The following is a 20736-nucleotide window of genomic DNA, read 5'->3' as shown; positions in this document are numbered from 1 at the left end:
ACAGGGTTACGCTCTGTCCTTTTTTACGTACTCTGGAATGAACCGTTTTCGCCGTTACCAACTCAACAAAACAACCGAATTCATCCTGAATTCGGGACATCCGTGGATCTTAAACGGAAAATTATCCACTGCGATCTCCGCATTCAAAGATGGAGATTGGATGAGACTTGTTTCCGGAACGAACGTAACATTAGGATTCGGGATCTATTCTTCTTCCGGTCCGATCGGAATACGGATCATCCAAAGAGGAAATGATTTCTCCCTTTTTCAATTAAGGCAAACGATTGAGAATGCATTAGCACTTCGAAAACCTCTTAGAACAAAAACGAACGCGTACAGACTTATACATGGAGAGAACGATCTTTTTCCTGGAGTCACAGTGGATCGATATGGATCCACTTGGGTCGTCCAGACATACTCTCAATCTTTACAAAAGTTTTCCAGATTAGTAGTTCGACTTCTTTATTCGGCAGCTCCTAGTGTGGAAGAACCAATCCCAAAACAGATCGTTTGGATCTCTCCCCAGAGAATCGGCTCCGAAAAATCTTTGCCTGTTCGTTTTCTGCGTGGCAAAAAGGAAATTCCCTACGAGGAAAAAATTTTTCTGAATCAGGTACATTGGAAAACGAAGATCCCCGGTCAGAAAGGCGGATTCTTTTTAGATGTACGAAATCTTCGCTCGTTTATATTAGAAAAATCGGAATTAGCCCGCGACAGAGATTGCCTACACTTATTCTCTCATACCGGACTCACTTCCCTTTGTTTGGAAGAAGCCGGGGCAAAGTCGGTCTTATCTGCCGATGGAGCGAAAGAAGCTCTTGAAGAATTTGCGTCCCGCATTTTACCCGAACAAGAGATCCCGAATTTCGAGAAAAAAAACACGATCTTCACAAAAGGCAAACATCTTCTCGTCCGAGCGGATCTATTCCAAGACTGGGGATTTTTAGAAGGCCGAAAATTTTCACTTATCATATTGGATCCACCCAATCTGACTCCGAACCAGGCCTCTATCCCCGCAGGCAAAAAAGCATATCGTAGTCTAATTAGTAAGGCACTCTTTCATTTGGAACCGGGAGGAGACCTGATCTTACTTTCTTGTTCCGGAAGAATCTTGGAGTCCAAATTCGAAAAGATTGGTCGAGAAACCTTGGCAAACAAAGGATGGAAGTACAAAGATCTTTTCAAATTAAGACCGGAACCGGATCATCCTACGCGTAAGGAATTTCCGGAAGGGAAATATTTCAAGGTCCATATCTATAAAAAATGCGAGCCCTTAGATCAGTGAACTTATGAGCACTACGAAAAATACATACCAACTCATCGATTCTGGAAATTTCAAAAAGTTAGAACAAGTGGGCCCTTATAAAGTGATCCGTCCTTCTCCGGTTGCCGCATGGCCGCCTACTCAACCTTCTATTTGGAAAGACGCCGATGGAGAATATCACAGAAGCGATAAGGGTGGTGGAAATTGGAGTTGGAAAGGGGCATCCAGACCGGATTCGGAAGACGAGTTTCTTATCCAGATCCCGCCATTAACGGTTAAGATACGTTTTACTCCGTTTGGGCACCTTGGGATCTTTCCGGAACAATTGAGTAATTGGGATCGGATCCGAAATGTTTCTTCACAACTATCCGGACAGGGAGAGGTTTTAAATTTATTCGCTTATTCGGGACTTTCCACCTTATCCGTATTAGCCGGCGGCTTGGATGCCTGCCATTTGGATTCTTCCAAAGGAATGGTAGAATGGGCCAGAGAGAATGCACAAGTTTCCGGTCTCGCAGGAAAAAAAGTGCGCTGGATCGTGGAAGATGTATTAAAATTCCTGAATAGAGAGATCAGAAGAGAGAAAAAATATATAGGTTTCATTTTGGATCCTCCCACTTTCGGAAGAGGAGCAAGCGGAGAAGTATTCAAAATCGAAAAAGATCTGCCTGAGATGATGGACCTTCTTATGAAATTATGCGATAATAAGCCGGAGTTCGTATTCTTGACCTGTCATTCCACAGGATTCAGTCCTTTGGCGCTTCGAAGGATTCTGGAAGGAAGGATCAAAACTCCCGGGAATTATCTCACGGAAGAACTTTCCATTTCGGAGTCCACGGGAAGATTACATCCGGCGGGTTCCAACTGCGTATTTTATTCGAATAGAGTAAAACTTTGAAAAAAAACATTTTGGAAATCAGCAGTTTTTCAAATGAAAAGCTGAAATATATCTCCGGATTAAAAGAAAAAAAGAACCGGGAGAAATCCGGTACATTTTTTATAGAAGGTTTTAGAGAGATTCAAAGAGCGAAAGTCTCAGGCAAGGTCAAATTCGAATATTTACTTATCTGCCCCGCTTGTTATTTAGGCGAAAATGAAGAAGACCTCGTATCTTCTATAGATGCGAAAACGATCCTCGTTCCGAAACAGATTTTCGAAAAGATCTCATACAGGGATAGACCGGACGGTTTGATTGCCACCGCCGAGTTGCCTGACTTTTCCTTATCCCCTAATACAAAACTATCGGACGATCCGATACTCGTAATCGAAGGTGTGGAAAAACCGGGAAATCTCGGCACCATTTTAAGGACCGCAGAAGGAGCAGGATTTCATAAGGTTTTCGTTGCGGACCCAAGACTGGATCTATTCAACCCGAACGTTATCCGCTCTTCCACCGGAACAATATTTACCTTGGATGTTTTCCAGTCCGATATTAAGGAACTTTATCCTATTCTACAAAATGCAGGTTATAAAACTTTCGCAGTGACCCCCGAGGCAAACTCCTTATATTGGGATGCGGATTTAAAAGGAAAGGTCGCGCTTGTTTTCGGAAGCGAGCAATACGGTCTAAGTGAATATACAAGATCTCAAAGTGACCATTATATTTCTCTTCCCATGAAGGGAGTGGCAGACAGTTTAAATCTGGCAATGTCCGCAGGAATTTTAATGTACGAAGTACTTCGACAGAATCGGTAATGAAAAAGATCCATATTTCCGCATTCGTGAGCGGCCACGGCTTTGGTCATATTAGCCGCAGCTTAGAAGCGATCATCCGGATATTACTCCAAAATCCCGAATGGACCGCGACCATTCATTCTCCCAGAGGAGAAGAATTTACATCTTCCCTGGATCTTTCAGGTATTTGGGGAAAAGTCAGACCAAGGATCCAGTTTCGAAAAACGAGAAGCGACGTTGGTATCGTCCAGAAAGATTCTCTCGGAATGGATCTGGATTCCACCGAATCCGAAATTTTAGAATTTAAGAAGAATAAAGAATCACTCCTACAATCGGAAACGGAAGTTATTAAAAGAGAAAAACCGGATATAATTTGGTCTGATTCTTCTTCTTTTCCCTTTCTCATCTCCTACGATCTAAAGATCCCTTCCTTATTTTTGGGAAATTTTACCTGGGATTATATCTATTCATATTATAAATCTTCCATATTCCAAAAATATTCCGAAGAGTTAAAGACAGAATACGCGCTTTGCGATTTGGGGCTGGTTCTTCCCCTTTCTTGTCCGGTCACTTCCATCCATTCAACCAAAAACATCGGTTTATTAGGACGTAAGCCCAATCTAACTAAAGAAGAAGCCAGAAAGTATTACGGCTTTGAAGAAGGAATTGAATATTATCTTTTTTCTTTCGGAGCTTATGGAATCGATTCCTCTCAATTCGATTGGAGAGAATGGGACCCCTCTAAAAGAAGGATCGTAATCGGAGGAATCGAATGGAAGATAGAGGCTAAAAATAATCTGGGGATCGTAACCATTCCACATTGCCATTATCCGGATCTACTTAGAGCTAGCGACTTCGTATTGACCAAACCGGGATATGGGATCTTAAGTGAGTCCTATTTTGCAGAAACTCCCATACTTTACACTGATAGAGGCAACTTTCCTGAATACAAATATTTGGTAGAAGCGCTACAATCTCATTATCGATCCTCCTATATCTCTCAAAAGGACCTATTTTCCTTCCGTTGGGAGGACGCTTCCAAGGTCGCGATATCCTCTAACGTTATTCCGGATCCCAGATTTCAAAACGACGCCATCAAAGAGATCCAAGATTCGATCCTTGAACTTATCAAATAAGTATCTTCATTCGACTAACATGCGTTTGGCAAAATAGAATACGGTCTACAACTATTTCAAACCGCTACTTAACGTCGACGATTGACGAATATCAACTCTTCGCTTAAAGAGTGTTAACCCTTTGGAACACTCTCTCCTACTTTTTTTACTTTTCTTCCGTATAAAAATCGAGTATTTTAAGCCCCGACTGCGATTGCTTAGGGAGGAACATCATGTGGAAAGAAAGAGTTCGCGGTAAAGTAGAAGAATTATTTGCAAAGGCAGGAGTCAGCTTCGGAGGAAATGCGGATTGGGACATCCGAGTAAAGGACGATAGATTATTCGAAAAAATTCTCAGCAACGGTTCACTCGGTTTGGGGGAAGCTTATATGAACGGTTGGTTCGAATGCGATCGTTTCGACGAAACAGTCCGGAGGCTATTAGATAAAGGTATAGAGAAAGCAGCGAAGACCTGGGGGAATCTATTTCTATATCTAGAATCCGTAATATTAAACCGACAGTCTAAAAACAGGGCTTTCGTGGTCGGAGAAAGACATTACGATCTTGGGAACGATCTATTCGAGCTTATGTTAGACAAGGAAATGGTTTATTCCTGCGCATATTGGAAGAACGCTAACAACTTAGACCAAGCCCAAGAAAACAAAATGGATCTGATCTGCCGGAAGTTGGATCTCCAACCGGGAATGAAGGTATTGGATATAGGATGTGGTTGGGGAGGCCTTGCCAGATATGCAGCCAAAGAATATGGAGCGGAAGTTTTTGGCATCAGCGTATCCAAAGAACAATTGGCACTCGCCGAAGCAAGATCCAAAAACCTAAAGGTAAAATACGAATTGTTGGACTATCGAGATGTGAAAGACAATTTCGATTCCATCCTTTCCGTAGGCCAAATGGAACATGTTGGTTATAAAAACTATCGAACCTATATGGAAATAGTTTATAAATCTCTAAAGGATAAAGGATTATTTTTACTTCATACGATCGGCTCCAATGATTCTCACAAAGTGACCGATAGATGGATCGAAAAATATATTTTTCCGAATTCACATCTTCCTTCTGCGGCGCAGATTACCAAGGCGAGTGAAAACCTTTTCGTATTGGAAGATCTTCACAATTTCGGTCCAGATTATGATAAGACACTCATGGCCTGGTATCATAATTTTGAAAAGGGATGGAGCCGGATCCAGAAGAAGTACGGAGAAAGATTCAGACGAATGTGGGAATTTTATCTTTTAAGCTGTGCAGGTGCATTTCGCTCCCGGAAAATCCAACTCTGGCAGTTCGTGTTTTCTAAAGGAGCCAGAGAAGAAGTCTATCAAGCTGTGAGGTAAAAAGGGTTCGCACCGAGAACACTGAGATTACGGAGAGCACCAAGGTTTTTGAAACTTTAATCGAATCGTGAAGGCGATGTAGGAACTCCAACATCGCATCACCTCTGCGACTTCGCATCTCTGCGCGAAAACAACTCAGTAACTCTTGCTGACTCTGCGACTTCGCTATCTAAACCAGGAAACAATCTGTTCTCTGCGTATCCTGGTTTGGTATTCTAAAAATCTTTCCTTCCACCACGGATGTGTTTTCGAAAGATCCGTTTCCCAAAACCAAAAATGTAGGTCGTTTAATGTACGTTTATCCCAAAGAAGTCTATTCATTTCCTTTGGATTCAAAGAATCAGGACCGGATTCTTTCCAGTTAGAGACCAGAGTATCCATATATCTTTTGCGTGCATCCGACTCTTTCTTTCGAGTTCTCAAACGAGAAGTATGAAAACGGAATAGAAGAGGATCTACTACGGACAGAAAAATCCCTCTTCCCGATCCCATTCCTTCCAAAAACTCCGAATATTCTTTTTCAAATTTTTCAGTATCCGTCAAAAGAGGATCTTTTTTGGTTTCCTCGGGAGTTAAAAGAAATCCCCTTCTTTTCCAAATTTCCCCCTGCTTAGAAGACGAAGTCCATACTGCCCAGAAATAAGAAAGAAGCCAACCACCGGTGATCGGTAATAACCAATAAAAAAGAACAGGATAATAAACGAATAGCCATATAGAAATTCCTGTACCATAAAATGCCTGAGGGAGTAAGGCGCGAGCCGCTGCCATTCTATCGATCCCCTGCGCCGGATCCCTGTTTTGAGGCCCCCATTCTATCTTTCTATTCCAGAAAGTCATCCATAGAAATCTGGTATATTGGACCATATAGGCAGGGGCTAAGATCACCGACTGGATAAACTCGACCGAAAAGGAAAAGATAAAGGAAAAAAACCCGATCCCACTTTCTTTTCTACGGAAAAATAAACCGTCCAAAAAGGAAAGAATTCGAGGCATGAATAATATTAATATAGTATAAATTTGTAATCCATAGAATACGGGAAGGTACATGCTTTCCTGAAATTGTGCCCATTCTTCCGGAATAGATGCCAATCGATAATAATCAGTATCCGCCATTACGGTAAAACTAGTGGCAATCAAAAGTAAAGCCCAAAGAAGAGAACTTCCGTAAGATAAGATCCCCAGAAGGATATGGATCCTACTGGAAATCCGCAGTCCACCTACGAACAAGAACCAAAAATGTTGTAGATTACCCTGGCACCAACGGTTGTCTCTTTTCAAACTTTCCAGAAGATTGGGAGGACATTCCTCGTAAGAACCTTCTAAATCGTACGCAAACCAAACAGTATATCCAGCTTTTCTAATTAAGGCCGCTTCTACCGTATCGTGGGAAAGGATCTTTCCTCCTATGGCACCTTCTCCAGGTAAACCGGGAAGTCCGCAATGTTCCATAAACGGTTTTAATCGTACGATCGCATTATGGCCCCAGAAAGGCCCCGAAAATACCTGCCAATAATAAGATCCCGCTCCGAAAATAGGATTACCCAGCCAGGTCCCGAATTGTGCGAGCCTTTGGAACAAACTTTTTCCTCGGACGATCTTTGGTACGGTTTGTATGATTCCTGCGTTAGGCACCGCTTCCATGAGACGGATCAGATTCAGCATACATTCACCGGTTACCAGACTGTCCGCATCCAAGACGATCATATACCTATAACGTCTTCCCCATCTCCTACAGAAATCCGCGATATTCCCCGATTTTTTGTTCAGGTTGATCCTTCTTTTTCTGTAATATACCCTTCCCTTTGTTTCCGGTTTTCTGGAAAGTTTAGAGAATGCTTTCTCTTCCTGCAGCCAAATGTCCGGATCGGTAGTATCGGATAATAAGAAGAAGTCCAAGTTTTCTCCGAGACCCACCGAAGCTGCGGACTTCATCATGGATTCCAGACCTGCTGCTACTCTGGCGACATCCTCGCAATGGATCGGGATCACTACTGCGGTTGGCGGGAGTTCGTTCGGGTGCACTTTCTGTCCGGCAATCAAACCGGAGATACGTGTGGGATCTCCGCCTCTGATCCTTTGGATCGTCCCAAAAATCGCGGTGGTGGCGCCGAATGCCAATAAAGGAAATAAAAAACAGAAAAGCAAAAGTGTCGCCCATTCAAGCGGAGAGATCCCGTTTATTAGAAGAAAACGATATTCTAAATAAATCCCGAATAAGGAAAGAAGTCCGAGAACTCCTACGAAACCCAATCTTCTATACGTAAACTTTCTGGAGTCAAAGGCTTCTTTTAAGATCCCTTCAGGCTCGGGTATACTTGTAGGAAAAGTTTCCGTAGTCATGAAAAATACCAAAAAGCCAGAGAAATATAAACAGCGGCCCAAAATAATGCAGTAAGGACCAGAGCAACGGGTTCCGGTTTTTCCGCAGAAGGAGAAGCCAGGTCCGCAAGCGGCCCGAAATCGATCGGTCTAGGGACCATTGAACCGGGCTCCAAAGGAGGCAAGCTACTCTCCCACTCACGATGTAGTTTTACGGAGGTTTCTTCTTTAAAAATTTCGAATATATTTTTGTCCGAGGAGTTGGATTTTTCGAAAACTTTGGAAAGAGTATTATGGATCTCTAAACTATCTTCGATCCCCATCCCTCTTAAGTAAAGTTCCAGACGTTCCCATTCTTTGGAAAGATGAGGATTTCCCGAATGACTCGAGTCTCTCTCGAATTCCTGTTTTTTCTTAGTTCGGCTCAAGTACGAAATTCCAGGTTTCAGAAATGATTTCTTGGTTTCTGCTCAATGCCGCCTTCAGATCGGATGGCCTAAATTTGTTCTTAGGATATACTCCGAAGGTTAGTCTCCATACTCCTGTCTCTTCAATCTTTTGAACGGAATATTCGGATAATTCCGCATTTTCTCCCGTATCTATCCTTGCCTGAATGTATGCGAACGGATCCAAAGAACTTAAGTTGGAACTTTTGAAATCCACATAGAACATCTTCAAGTCCGGATCTCCTTGTGCGTCCCCGATCCGGGTAGCTACCACTTTTGCCAAAGAATCAGGAAGTGGATCCGTATCCGGCCAACGAACCGTATAAGAAAAATCGAATGGAGTTCCGGGTTGGGGAAGAGGCTCAGGCATCCAATAGGCCCCCATATTATCATCCGAATCCTGGATGGTAGGATTTTCCAAAAGATGAACTGCCCCTTTTCCAAAGGGAATTTCAGGTTCCACCCAGGCGCTCGGCCGGAGGTGGTATTTCATTTCGCTATGTTGGTAATTCTGGAATTCCCGGTCCCTTTGGATCAGTCCGAACCCTCTTGGATTTTCGTCATGAAAAGAATATGTAGTGCTACGTTTCGGATTGTCAAGGGGCCTCCAGATCCATTCTCCTTTTCCGGAATGGATCAATAAGCCGTCGGAATCGTGGGATTCAGGATATGCTTGTCCTTTAGGAATTCCTCGCGTCTCGCTATACCAATACATACTGGTTAAAGGAGCGATCCCAAGCCGATCTACCTTCGTCCTCAGAGTCACCTCTGCACTTACTTTAACGGCGGAAATTTTTCCCGGAGTGATCTGGAATTCGTAAGCACCAGTAGCAGTTTTTCCGTCAAGAAGAGCATATACCGTGATCGAAGAATCGGTCTTGTCCGGTTTGACTACGTAAAATTCCCGAAAAGAAGGAAAGTCTTCCGGATAAGGCATACCAGTATTGACTGCAATCCCACGAGCGGAAAGCCCATACCATTGTTTTTTGGAAATGATCCTATAATAACTTGCACCCTGGAAGACGGCAAACTCATCCGTATGTTCTTGTGTATTGATCGGAAAGTGGATCTTGAATCCCGAATAACCCAGGTTAGGTGGAAGTTCTCCCACACCTTTTAACTTGGATAGATCAAAGGCGGAAGGATCGTAAGGGATCTCTCTTGCGAAATCACCTCGTACTTCGAATACTCTTACATTGGTATTGTATAAATGCCCAGGATGTAAAAACTGCAACTGGAAAGGATTTCCTTCCTTTTTCCATACGGATCTTTCGGGACGGAAATAAATATTCTTGTATTGGTCCCAAGGCAGACCTTTTAAAAAGTCGGTAGTGGAACGTCTAGGCGGAATGTAACGTAGTTTGGATAATGCCCTCGCTCTTGATTTGAGGTCGGAGAATGAGAATTTGAAGGTAGGATGAGTTTGTTGGTCGGAAATTTCCCCCTCTCTCACGCTAAGCAAAGGAGAAGAAGAGAAATCGGGTTCTTCTCTATCCCGCCTCTGCTGTCTATCTGCGACGGCAAAGAGTAAGGCAGTCGCCACAAAGGCTAGAATTATATGCAAACGTAACAATTCTTATCCTTCCTTTCGACAGAACGGATCTCATGACCAGTGTATCATTCGTACATAGATAGGGCAAGGTCTTTTAAGCCCGAATCCCCATCGAACTCATCTCAACCTTGCCCTTGATACGCGAAATCAGATCCTAAAAATTAACTTTATTTAGGTGTCACTTTCACAAAATACTTTTTGGAATCATCCCAAGCTTTCAAGATCTCTTCAGAAAGTTCGGATCCGGTTAACTTGGTATGTTCAGTAATTAAAGACTTTATGATATCGTAATCTTCGTTTTCTAGATCCACGATTTTCACGTATTCTTTGTTGATTAAAGGTTCCAACTCCCAATCTTTCTGGAAGAAGTAAGCCTTTCCTCCGGTCATTCCGGCGCCCATATTCTTACCGACTGTTCCCAAACAAACGATTGTCCCGCTAGTCATGTATTCTAAGAAGTGATCGCCTGCTCCGCCTACAACCGCATCCGCTCCGGAGTTTCTTACTCCGAATCTTTCTCCCGCTCTACCGGAACTGAAAAGTTTTCCGGAAGTAGCACCGTAAAGACAGGTATTGCCGATGATCACATTCTCATACGCTTTTAATTTGGAACGTCTATGTTTGCGAATTACGATCGTTCCACCGCAAAGTCCTTTTCCCACATAGTCGTTTGCATCCCCGTGAAGAGTGATCTGTACTCCTTTTACGAGCCATGCTCCTAGGGACTGACCTGCGGTTCCCTCGAGAATAATTTCCAATTTTCCGGGAAGACCTTTGGAGCCGTATTTACGTGCGATAATTCCGGAAACTTTCGCTCCCACAGTCCTGTTCGTATTTTTCACCGAATAAGAAAGTGACATAGAAGTTTTTCCTTCTAACGCAGGCTCCGCATCTTTTAGGATACGATCGTCCAGAACTTCACCGACTGATTCTCTTCTTACGAATCTGTCTTTTTTCTTCTTAGGGTCATAAAGAAGAGGAAGACGTACCAAAATCGGATTCAAATCCAAAGAATCCAAGCGGTCTTGTTCATAACGTGTAATCTGTTTCAGAAGGTCCGTTCTGCCTATGATCTCGTCCATAGAGCGGAATCCCAACTTAGCCAGATACTCACGAACTTCCATAGCAAGAAGAGTCATCAGAGTAGCGACCTGATCGGGAGATCCTTTGTACTTCGCTCTGAACTTAGGGTCTTGGGTAGCGATCCCCGTAGGACAGTTATTCAAATGGCATTTTCTTGCCATGATACAACCTAACGCGACAAGGGAAGCGGTCCCGATCCCGTATTCTTCCGCACCTAAACATGCAGCGATGATCACGTCCCTTCCGGAAACGATACCTCCGTCCGTACGGAGAACCACTCTATCACGCAGACCGTTCATTACTAAAACTTGATGTGTTTCCGAAAGCCCAAGCTCCCAAGGAGATCCGGCATGTTTGATGGAAGTAAGAGAAGCTGCTCCGGTTCCCCCCACATGCCCCGAGATCAGGATCACGTCGGCGTTCGCTTTTGCAACACCGGCTGCGATCGTTCCCACTCCCGCTTCGGATACCAGCTTAACGGAAACCTGAGCGGTATGGTTGGCTTGTTTCAAGTCGTAGATTAACTGAGACAAGTCCTCGATCGAATAAATATCGTGGTGAGGAGGAGGAGAGATCAGATCGATTCCCTGAGGAGTATGGCGGTTCGTCGCGATCTCCTCGTTGTTCTTCTTGCCTGGAAGTTGTCCACCTTCTCCCGGTTTAGCTCCCTGAGCGATTTTGATCTCCAACTCTTTTGCAGAGTTCAGATATTCGGAAGTCACTCCGAATCTTCCAGAAGCGACTTGTTTGATGGAAGAATTCGCCAGATCCCCTTTCGAATCCACGACGTAACGAGATGGATTCTCTCCACCTTCTCCGGAGGAAGATTTCGCTCCCAAGCGGTTCATTGCGATCGCAAGATCGGTGTGAGCTTCGATAGAAAGAGCGCCATGGCTCATACCGGGGGTTAAGAAACGTTTTTGGATCTCGGAAACCGTTTCTACTTCTTCGATCGGAACAGGTGCACGATCTACGAAATCGAATAGATCTCTGATATTGATCGGATCACTTTCTTCCATTAACTTAGAAGCTTCCAAAAATGCTTCATAATCATTATCCACCGCCGCTTTGCGGATGAATTTTACTACTTTAGGAGACCATCTATGAGGTTGGTCGTCCTTTTCGGAGATAAAGTCTTCCGGATTAATCTCTTTATTGAATGCGGAGTCGTGGTTGCGCAGAATATTCTGCTCGATACCCCCGATACCGATCCCGGAAATTCTAGAATAAGTTCCCGGGAAGTATTTAGAAATTAGAGTTCGAGAAAGACCGATCGCTTCGAATACCTGTCCGCCCACATAGGAAGACATGATGGAAATTCCCATCTTAGACATGATCTTCAGAAGTCCGTCATCCACCCCTGCACGATAGTTGCTGCATAGAGTAGCGAAAGATGGACGAGTACCGTCTTCCGCATCGAAATCTCCCTTGGACCATAGGTCATGAAGAGTGTCCCAGATCAGGTAACTGTTCACACCGGAAGCTCCATATCCTAACAGAACCGCCACATTATGGATTTCGAATGCGGATCCGGTTTCCACTAAGATACTAGTCGCTGCACGTTTTTTGTTTCGGATCAAATGATTATGGACCGCTGCCACTGCTAATTCCATAGGAATAGGTGCACGGTCTTTGTTCAGTTTTTTATCCGATAGGATCAGTATATTCACTTCGGATTCCGCAGCTTTTACCGCATCCGCAAGTAATTGGTCCAATGCAAGTTCTAGATAATTTCTTGCCGCACCTTCTTCATGATGAGCTTCGAAAGTTGCATCCAAAGTCAGGACTTTGTATTGTTTTCCGTCCTTGTCCCTAATCCTTTGTAATCCGAGATTGGTTAGGTATGGATGAGAAAGTACTAGACAATTCTGGGGTTTTTCATCCGCGAAAAGATTTGTCTTCTTTACGAGACGAGTATAAAGAGAAGTAACTCCCTTCTCTCTCAGATAATCGATCGGAGGGTTTGTCACCTGAGCGAATCTCTGGCGGAAATAAGTATATAGTCCGATACGAGAAAGCATTAGGATAGAAAGAGGAGTATCATCTCCCATGGAACCGATCGCTTCTTTACCTGCGATCGCCTGAGGTTTAATTACCGCTTTTTGTTTATATGGAGAATACGCAAAAAGAATCTGTCTTCTTCTCAGTTCGTCTCCGGAATAAGTGATGGTTTTAGTAATAGATTCATCAATAGTTTGATCCAGATACTCCACATTCTCTTTGGACCATTCTCTATAATCGTATTTTTTCTCGAATAGAGCGTTGACGTCCTCGTTAAAATAGATCTTACCTTCTTTCAGGTTGATCGCGAGCATATCACCAGGACCTAATCTTCCTTTTTTGGTGATGATCTCTTCGTCGATGTGGACTAAACCGGTTTCGGAGCCCATGACGACGAGTCCATCCTCGGTGACCACATATCTTGCAGGACGAAGTCCGTTTCTGTCTAAACTTCCTCCGACCCAATCACCTTCTGCGAAAGCAAGTGCAGCCGGCCCGTCCCATGGTTCGGTAAGAGTATTATTGTACTCGTAGAATGATTTCAGTCCTTCAGTCATCTGAACGTTCTTACTCCACGCATTCGGTATCAACATCGCTTTTGCATGAAGAACGTCCTTACCGGAACGTACGATCGCTTCCATTGCGTTGTCTAAACTTGCAGAGTCGGATAAATGAGGTCGAATGATCGGATGGATCTCTTTTTGGAACTCCCCCCATTTTTCACAGGCCAGTTCCTCTTCCCTTGCAAGCATCCAAATCCTATTCCCTACGATGGTATTGATCTCTCCGTTATGTGCTAAGATCCGGAAAGGTTGAGCTAAAGCCCAGCTTGGGAAAGTGTTTGTGGAATATCTTTGGTGGAAGATACAATAAGGAGAAACCATCTCCTCACTTTTTAGATCCTCGTAAAACTGAGAGACCTGGTTTCCATTGAATAATCCCTTGAATGTGATCCTTTCGGAAGAGAAGGAACAAATATAGAAATCCTCGCTCATGGAAAGCCTGAGCGCATCTCTCATCACTTTCTTTTGGATCAGGAATAATTTAGTCTCGAAATCCTCGTTTGACATCCCATCCGGTTTTCCGATCAATACTTGTTCGATCTGAGGCCGAGAAGCGTTCGCCTTAGGTCCCAGAACCTCCGGATTTACGGGAACATATCTCCAAGCATATAGCTTGAAGTTGAATTGCATTAGTGCTGATTCGATGAGACTACGACAAACATCTTGTTTGTCTATGTCCTCTCTTGGTAGGAACACCATCCCCACACCGATAGAATCCTCATCTGGGCGTCTGTGACCCATCTCTTCGATGTATTTCGCAAACAGTTTTTTAGGAATACGGATCATGATCCCGGCGCCGTCTCCGGTTTGCATATCTGCATCTACGGCTCCACGGTGGGTAAGGCATGCGACCGCCTTCAAACCCATAGATACAACTCGGTGACTGGACTCGCCCTTATAAGAAGCGACGAAGCCTACTCCGCAGTTATCGCGCTCGAAGGATCTGTCGTATAGACCGTTCTCCTCCAAGTACTTTTGGATCCGCAACTGTTCGTCAAGGTGTAACATCCGCTAAGGTTCCTCTTTAGGGTTGGTATAAAATCCGGGACTCTACTCTTTGCCTTGGTCCACGGACGGGGAACCCCCACCCACGCGATGTTTGGCTGAATTTTGTAGCAAATGTCCGATTCTTAGACCAGTAAATTTACGAGTGCCTAGTTTGAAAACGATCTTTTTAAAGGAATCCAGAGCCAAATCGCATATATACGGCTTATATCAGCCTCAGGTTCGCACGGAGAGCACTGAGTTCACGGAGATATAAGGTAGAGCAAGCCCTCCGTGGTCTCTGTGCGAAACTAGTTTCTGCGGATCGAAAGAACTGGGTTTAAGAATAGATCGGTTAGGATCTTTCTTTGGCTAGAGTCAGGGATACGAGAAAGAAGCTGGTCCATCTTTCCTTTGATCTGAGCGAAATCAGGATATTCATCCATGACCCTCAGGATATGAGGCCAGGCTTTTTTTACAAGTTCGGCCACCGCCGGGCTTGCAGTTCTCGCCTTGTTCCAAGAAGATTCCAATTGGTTTCGAATGCGGAAAAAATCACGACCTAGTTCCAAAACCTTTCTGAGTCTAGATTCCGAAAGACCGGTGCGAGCTCCTAATTGGCCGAGGGTCCCATCCCATTCTACCACTTCTCCTTTAGATTCTTTTAAAAGAGAAGTTTGTAATTGTACGAGTGCATTCTCTTCGACAGGTAAAGAAGCCACCCAACGTTTATACTCTTCCAGCTGTCCCGCTTTTTGGAATACCCGGACCTTCCCGACCTGATCCATATATTTGGAAAACGGAATACTCACAGGAGGTTCGGAGAAACTTGGAGAATCGCCTCCAAAATCCCCGTCGAAATGGAGATCATCCACATCAGCTAAGATATCTTCTCCCACCTGGACTGGAGAATCGTCTTCCTCCAATTCTTCTACCTTCATGATCAAAGGTTTACCGGAGAATAGTTCACCATATTTTTTTAATATTTCTTCTAAAATAGGAGTTTCCGGTCCTTTACGCACCGGAGCAGCTTGGACAGGTCTGGCAGCGGCACCTGCTGCTGCGGTTTCTCTGGCTACTTCTCCCAAGGCAGCCGCTTCTCTTTTTTTGCCGGTAGCAATCTCTACCAAATAGATCATTCCTTCTTCCGATTCGAATTTATGACCTGCGGGAAATGTAAATCCAAGTCCTTCTAAGATCTCTTCAGAAATTTTAGAATATTTTTTCTTACGAGGGGTTTGCTCTGCTGCGGACTCTTGTTCGATAAGTTTCGTTTTTACCTTATTTAACGCCCCCAAGAAGTTTCGGTTCATGTAGGAAGAAAGTTCCCCCGAACCCATTCCGAGAAACTGAGCGAATTGAGGAAGTTGATCGAAAAAATGATCCGTCTTTTGGACATTACTCGAGATATAAGAACGTATCTTTGATTTAAGAGCTTCTTGTTCTTTAGCAGGGATTTTTTTAGCGGAGATCAAGGTCCCGAAAAGTTGGATATGAGTATGGAAATAACTTAAAAATTCCCCGTACGCGGTTAGAACGTACTCTCCATGGGAATTTTTTTCTATGACCTTTCTGTCTGGACCTGCCATAATCTGGATTCGCAGTCAAGTTTTTACAACCCTAGACCGGAATTCAAGACAATTAAGTTACGGATCTCTCTTAAACAGTCTTAGGAATCGTTTCTTCGCTGGGGCTACCGCTGATGATCCTGTATCTCAAGAATGTGTTGCAAGTGGCCTCTTCGGAATAACGGACCAGATCATAATCCGGACGGGGAGAACGGAAAAAAGAAGAATGGGCCAGACGTTCTGTCACTTCTTTTCGGATATGAGCTCTCGCTTCGTTCCTCCTAATGTAAACGGAAGGAACTACTATATCATTCTTATAAGATAAAATATTATTTCGATAAATCGCAACGGTTAGGCGGATGCGGTATGATTTATTCTCCGTCAGGTCTTTTGGTTCCAGATATTCCATACCGAGGCCCTTTGTTTGAAAATCTTTTTAGACTTTCTATAACCAAAGTATCGGATTTTCCACCCCCCGATCTCAAATTCGGGAGATGGATTTTTTTTACTTTTGGAAAATTTAGTTTCTACCGATAGGCGAAAGTTTCGCACGGAGGCCACGGAGGAAATCTTATAGGAATTCCAACAGACTGCTCACACCTTCGTGCTCTCTGTGTGCTCTGTGCGAAATAAATTAAGGTAACATAATTTTATGCAAACTCCAAGGAGTCGCTAAAAAGGAAGAATCTCCCGTATCGGAAACATAAAAAGCCGACGGAGAAATCTGGTTCGTAGGAATCGAAGTTTGATTCAATTCCGTAAAGTTCCCATCCCGCTTAAACACTTTGTATCCGTTATTCGAAGTTCCTTCTAGGGTATATAAATTCCCTGACTTGTCCGTTGTGATCTGTTTGAAAGGAGTCGTAGCGGATTGGGCCAAATTATTCCAATCTAAAGTATTGGAATTGAACTTAGAAATGGAAGTATGGATATCACTTTCGCCCATTCCTACGATCATATGATAAAAATTCCCGGCATAGTCCGTTTCCAACTCTTGTGTACTCATGATAAAAAATTCTCTATAAGAATTATCTAAATAATTTCCGTCCCCTCCCCCATTGATAGAAGAGAAATTCAAATAAGTGAAGAAGTCTTCTTCCCCCATATCCACAAAATCACTGAATACTTTTCCGTCCGTAACGGCGATATTCGTGAAAGGAACGAATGAATTCGCAGGTAACGTGCGAGTGGTCACCCCGGTAAAGTCCGTTTTAACTTTTACCAAAACCTTTGTATCCGAAGAATTTCTACCGGAAATATATAAGAAGTCTCCGTCAATTTCCAGATCCGCGCCTTGTACGGTGGATCCCTGGAAAGAAGGTAAAACAAAATTAGAAAGATGAGCTCCGTTCGGGTTCAGCTTAGTGATCTGTTTTGTTGCATGAAGAATGTAAAAATTTTTCTTTGTATCTTGAACGATCCTCAAAGGAGAAATTCCGATCAATACAGGAGAACAATTCGTAAAGATAGGAGCGGCACAAGAAAGGATAGAAGATCGTTCGGTATCCACAGCAAAAACGTTTCCATTCCGATTATCGGTCGCGATACTTGCGATGGTAGAAGGCCCGGCAGGATTGATCTTCATAGTCGCGGAACCTCCGGACATCCCGCTATGGAATCGAACTAGATGAGGTCCGTTTTCCGGAAAGGTATTTTTTTGAATGGCAACCAGGATTTGTGAACCACTCATCGTCATATCGATAATTTGTCCTACTGTAATCTGTTTGGATGCAATCTGATTAGGAGTATCCCCGCTTATATCGTATTGGAATAAATTAAAGGAAGAATTATCCGCGACTAACAAACTATTGTCGGAAGGATGAATATAGATCGCATAAGGTTCTCTGAATGTTCCCGGAAGATCCCAAGTCTTGAGTAAATTACCGGCAGAAGAATATTTAAAAATACGGTCTGTCCCCGTATCAAAATTCGCTTCGCTGATATACAAATCTCCCGCGGTATCCAAGGCCAAATCCTTAGGTTCGGAATCCGATGGAAGATCGATCAAACTTGTTTGGGAACAGTCGGAATTCAGCTCGAATACCTTCATTCCCGCCAAAGCAAAAATACGATTGGCAGCATCCACGACGATTGTTTTAGGGGAGATCCCGGTCCAAACACCGATCATATCTCCATTCGCATTCAGTAAATAAACATTCCCTCCGCTGGTAATTAACACGGAATTTCCCCAAGAGGAAACAGATACTGCAGCCCCCGGAAAACCGTTTTTAAACCGCGCGTAAAGGGAAGTTCCTCCTCCTAAGGAATTCAACTTTGTGGAACAAGAAGAATTGAAACCGACCGTTCCAGTATCAAAAAGACTAATCGGAGAAATTTTCCCTTCCAAATCCACGACTTGGATCGCATACTGAAAAGAACTTTGAGAGTTCGAAATAGAGTCCGTAAAAGCGGGATCAGTCACCGAACCGATCTGCTGGTATGAAGATTCGAATGCCAACTTTCTGAATACTCTGTATTCTTGGGCAGGAACCGGCTCCCAGTGAATCTCCACCTTATCACTGAACATTGCGTCGGAAGCACTTACCCATGCGGGAGTTCCTGCTTCTCCAGGCGGCGGAATATCTTCCCCAGGAGGAGAAGGAGAAATGACCGCAAGAAACGCGGACATAGGATCAACCCCTCCTTCCGAAGAACATCCTGCCAAAAAAGAAAAACTAAATATTAATAAAAAATTAAATAACCTATTCATTAGATCCCGATAAACATTATTTTTTTTAATTTTCACATTCGTATTAAGATTAAGGAATAATCACTTTCCCTTTGATAAAATCAATGTCAAAAGGCGGATCCACAAAAGAATACGCGCTGACTTCCACACACATATATTCGAAAGTGGTACGATTCAAACTAGTAGCTGCTTCGTATGTCCCGGCGGCGATCGGTTCGAATTTTTCGAAAAATCCCAAAGAAACAGCGGGAATGGAAAAAGAAATCGGCTGAGCCGCACCAACATCTATGTATAAATATTCGAAATTATCCTGGGCAATCGTCTTCTGGGCCTTAAATTCCACCTGATCCCCGCTTAACGTAGCGGTCGCACAGAATGTTCCGCAGTTTCCTATAGTCGCAGGAAGTACGGCAGCTCCGGTGCAAAAATGGGTTTGGCCCACTTGTTTCACTTTGGAAGAAATACCAAATTCATTCCGAGCAACGATCAATATCTTCAGCTTTCTGTCGCTAGGACCGACTAACGCGGGAGGATTCGCCCCCGGCTGAGCCAATTGTCCAGCGGTGACTGTCCAATGTGAGAATGAATTCACCACCGTATTATCCGGCATCAGTTTCATACTTTGGCCTCCTATAAACGCGGAGACAGTTGTATTATCATGGACCGGTAGGTTAAAATTGATGGCTTGTATGGAAAACAAACCGAGATAACTATGCTCGTCCGGATCGGAAATATCGAAACTTGTGATCGTAGAATCTTGCAAATCAGGGGCATTCACAGGCTGCCCCGGAGGAGCAGGATCCCCAGGAGGAACCGGAATGGGAGCTGTCACTCCGTCTAAAACCGCCTTCGCGGCAGCGGTCAACTCCGCAATACTCTTTGCATCCTCGGAACAATATAAAACAAAAAAGATCCCGAACACGGGTAGTATCTTGGTAAAACGGCTTTTTATATATAAAGGATCCATCCCAATTCCCATCTAACGTTTTTCCCAACTAATCGATACCCGGTGAATTTTTCCGAGTTTTTTAGAAATTTCCCGGATTGGCTCGGAATGAACGACACAAATTTAGGAACAAACGGGTGTTATATGAATTGATCCGATGGTTTGATTTCAAAACTACGGATCAATCGATACGTTATGCGCGCATATAGACTCCCCGGCGACTTACCAGCACAACAAATCGTGGTGATCTTTTTTTTAGATTTTTTATTCCTGTTAGAAAAAAAGTGAGGAAAAGCTCATATTTAATATAACGTTCACTACAGTCGCTCTTCCCCCCAAACATCATTAAAAAAGGAAAGAATGGCAAGGCTTCAGGAAAGGATTTCAGGTTCGGAATACATTCTTCTTTTTTTCGCCCAAGGAAAGATCGGAAGTAAAAGAAGAATATAAGAAATAGGAAAAGATTCGAAAATAACCTCTCCATGAAGACTGTTCATTTTGGTGATCCCTAAAAATTTAGAGACCAATATAAGAGAAATAAAGAGAGAAGCAGAAATTATAAATGCCAGACCGAGAGCGATAAGATGTCTGATCCAAAGATTTTTCCAAACTAGTTTTGTATTTTTCAGCTTATGGAATCGAAAACTCGCCAGTGCAATACGGATCGAAAGAAGAAGTAATAGTAACTCTAACAATATATTATTTCCAACGCTTGTCCAGATCCCGAACAAAGTCAAAATAGTTCCCGAAAGAATCACCGAGGAAAAAATACAAAGAAGGATAACGGAGACCCTACTTCTAGAGAATCGGATCACGATCCCGAAGATAGAAAGAAGAAGAATATCCATATAGAAATTGAGAAAGGAACCCAAAAGAAAGGTATAAAGAATACTTTGCAAAAACGCGATCAAAAGCAAAACATAAGAGGCCGAGTTCAAAAAAAACTCCGCATCATCAGGGGATTCGATCCTAGAAAAAAGCCGTTTCAACAGATTCATATCCGGTTCCTGCAATCCTGTTGATTGGCTTTTTTCAGTCAATTTAATGAATTTGTCCGCCCTTTTGGCTGCTACGCTCCACAATAAAACGTACTACAATTCCTTAAAAAACCTTTCCGATTGGGGCTAATTCCGGAAAAATCCTAAATGACAAGCGGTTCGTTCTCTTCTTAATGGAACAA

General features: G+C 43.4%; 14 protein-coding genes. 5 read left to right on the top strand and 9 right to left on the bottom strand.

The window, feature by feature from the left end; translation table 11 throughout:
- Positions 1–37: 37 nt before the first annotated feature.
- The 5 genes from LEP1GSC192_RS11970 to cfa all read left to right on the top strand — a co-directional run bounded on the left by LEP1GSC192_RS11970 (position 38) and on the right by cfa (position 5405).
- Entirely contained in the window at positions 38–1285 is a 1248-nt protein-coding gene (locus tag LEP1GSC192_RS11970) for a class I SAM-dependent rRNA methyltransferase (RefSeq protein ID WP_020770243.1), read from the top strand.
- Positions 1286–1289: 4 nt separating this feature from the next.
- Positions 1290–2162, top strand: coding sequence for a class I SAM-dependent methyltransferase (locus tag LEP1GSC192_RS11965; RefSeq protein ID WP_020770248.1), 873 nt, complete (start codon positions 1290–1292; stop codon positions 2160–2162).
- Complete coding sequence (locus tag LEP1GSC192_RS11960) at positions 2159–2959, top strand: RNA methyltransferase (protein WP_020770194.1); 801 nt, start codon at positions 2159–2161, stop codon at positions 2957–2959. Before LEP1GSC192_RS11965 ends, LEP1GSC192_RS11960 begins: the two co-directional genes overlap by 4 nt.
- Positions 2959–4074: a hypothetical protein gene (locus LEP1GSC192_RS11955; protein ID WP_020770207.1), complete on the top strand. Its 1116-nt coding sequence runs from the start codon at positions 2959–2961 to the stop codon at positions 4072–4074. Before LEP1GSC192_RS11960 ends, LEP1GSC192_RS11955 begins: the two co-directional genes overlap by 1 nt.
- 212 nt (positions 4075–4286) lie before the next feature.
- Positions 4287–5405: a cyclopropane fatty acyl phospholipid synthase gene (gene cfa / locus LEP1GSC192_RS11950; protein WP_020770237.1), complete on the top strand. Its 1119-nt coding sequence runs from the start codon at positions 4287–4289 to the stop codon at positions 5403–5405.
- A gap of 165 nt (positions 5406–5570) precedes the next feature.
- Here cfa and mdoH read toward each other — a convergent pair whose 3' ends face one another.
- The 9 genes from mdoH to LEP1GSC192_RS11900 all read right to left on the bottom strand — a co-directional run bounded on the left by mdoH (position 5571) and on the right by LEP1GSC192_RS11900 (position 20554).
- Complete coding sequence (gene mdoH / locus LEP1GSC192_RS11945) at positions 5571–7745, bottom strand: glucans biosynthesis glucosyltransferase MdoH (protein WP_020770234.1); 2175 nt, start codon at positions 7743–7745, stop codon at positions 5571–5573.
- The gene (locus LEP1GSC192_RS11940) at positions 7742–8152 is read right to left on the bottom strand and encodes a hypothetical protein (protein ID WP_020770211.1); all 411 of its coding nucleotides are present in this window, start codon (positions 8150–8152) and stop codon (positions 7742–7744) included. The genes mdoH and LEP1GSC192_RS11940 overlap by 4 nt, the downstream gene beginning before the upstream one ends.
- Complete coding sequence (locus tag LEP1GSC192_RS11935; RefSeq protein ID WP_232421016.1) at positions 8139–9734, bottom strand: glucan biosynthesis protein; 1596 nt, start codon at positions 9732–9734, stop codon at positions 8139–8141. Before LEP1GSC192_RS11935 ends, LEP1GSC192_RS11940 begins: the two co-directional genes overlap by 14 nt.
- A gap of 155 nt (positions 9735–9889) precedes the next feature.
- Positions 9890–14377, bottom strand: a complete 4488-nt coding sequence (gene gltB, locus LEP1GSC192_RS11930; protein WP_020770221.1) for a glutamate synthase large subunit — start codon at positions 14375–14377, stop codon at positions 9890–9892.
- A 287-nt stretch (positions 14378–14664) separates the two neighbouring features.
- A complete protein-coding gene (locus LEP1GSC192_RS11925) occupies positions 14665–15942 on the bottom strand; it encodes a hypothetical protein (protein WP_020770231.1) in 1278 nt (425 codons plus the stop codon).
- Between the two features lie 70 nt (positions 15943–16012).
- The gene (locus tag LEP1GSC192_RS11920; protein ID WP_020770179.1) at positions 16013–16330 is read right to left on the bottom strand and encodes a hypothetical protein; all 318 of its coding nucleotides are present in this window, start codon (positions 16328–16330) and stop codon (positions 16013–16015) included.
- A 225-nt stretch (positions 16331–16555) separates the two neighbouring features.
- Positions 16556–18550 (bottom strand): hypothetical protein, encoded by a 1995-nt coding sequence (locus LEP1GSC192_RS11910; RefSeq protein ID WP_020770216.1) that lies wholly within the window; start codon positions 18548–18550, stop codon positions 16556–16558.
- 130 nt (positions 18551–18680) lie between these two features.
- Entirely contained in the window at positions 18681–19577 is an 897-nt protein-coding gene (locus tag LEP1GSC192_RS11905; protein WP_036089940.1) for a hypothetical protein, read from the bottom strand.
- A 350-nt stretch (positions 19578–19927) separates the two neighbouring features.
- Positions 19928–20554, bottom strand: coding sequence for a hypothetical protein (locus LEP1GSC192_RS11900; RefSeq protein WP_020770184.1), 627 nt, complete (start codon positions 20552–20554; stop codon positions 19928–19930).
- Positions 20555–20736 lie beyond the last annotated feature (182 nt).

Origin of the sequence: Leptospira sp. B5-022 (assembly GCF_000347035.1) — a bacterium.
GTDB classification, from domain to species: Bacteria; Spirochaetota; Leptospiria; order Leptospirales; family Leptospiraceae; genus Leptospira_B; species Leptospira_B cinconiae.
Note: the sequence above shows the minus strand (reverse complement) of the source record. Positions and strands in the feature narration are given on the sequence as shown.

Excerpts from the sequence above, each read along its gene's own strand:
- LEP1GSC192_RS11970 (WP_020770243.1), top strand. The coding sequence starts at position 38 with ATGAACCGTTTTCGCCGTTACCAACTCAACAAAACAACCGAATTCATC.
- LEP1GSC192_RS11965 (WP_020770248.1), top strand. The coding sequence starts at position 1,290 with ATGAGCACTACGAAAAATACATACCAACTCATCGATTCTGGAAATTTC.
- LEP1GSC192_RS11955 (WP_020770207.1), top strand. The coding sequence starts at position 2,959 with ATGAAAAAGATCCATATTTCCGCATTCGTGAGCGGCCACGGCTTTGGT.
- cfa (WP_020770237.1), top strand. The coding sequence starts at position 4,287 with ATGTGGAAAGAAAGAGTTCGCGGTAAAGTAGAAGAATTATTTGCAAAG.
- mdoH (WP_020770234.1), bottom strand. The coding sequence starts at position 7,745 with ATGACTACGGAAACTTTTCCTACAAGTATACCCGAGCCTGAAGGGATC.
- gltB (WP_020770221.1), bottom strand. The coding sequence starts at position 14,377 with ATGTTACACCTTGACGAACAGTTGCGGATCCAAAAGTACTTGGAGGAG.
- LEP1GSC192_RS11925 (WP_020770231.1), bottom strand. The coding sequence starts at position 15,942 with ATGGCAGGTCCAGACAGAAAGGTCATAGAAAAAAATTCCCATGGAGAG.
- LEP1GSC192_RS11920 (WP_020770179.1), bottom strand. The coding sequence starts at position 16,330 with ATGGAATATCTGGAACCAAAAGACCTGACGGAGAATAAATCATACCGC.
- LEP1GSC192_RS11910 (WP_020770216.1), bottom strand. The coding sequence starts at position 18,550 with ATGTCCGCGTTTCTTGCGGTCATTTCTCCTTCTCCTCCTGGGGAAGAT.
- LEP1GSC192_RS11905 (WP_036089940.1), bottom strand. The coding sequence starts at position 19,577 with ATGGATCCTTTATATATAAAAAGCCGTTTTACCAAGATACTACCCGTG.
- LEP1GSC192_RS11900 (WP_020770184.1), bottom strand. The coding sequence starts at position 20,554 with ATGAATCTGTTGAAACGGCTTTTTTCTAGGATCGAATCCCCTGATGAT.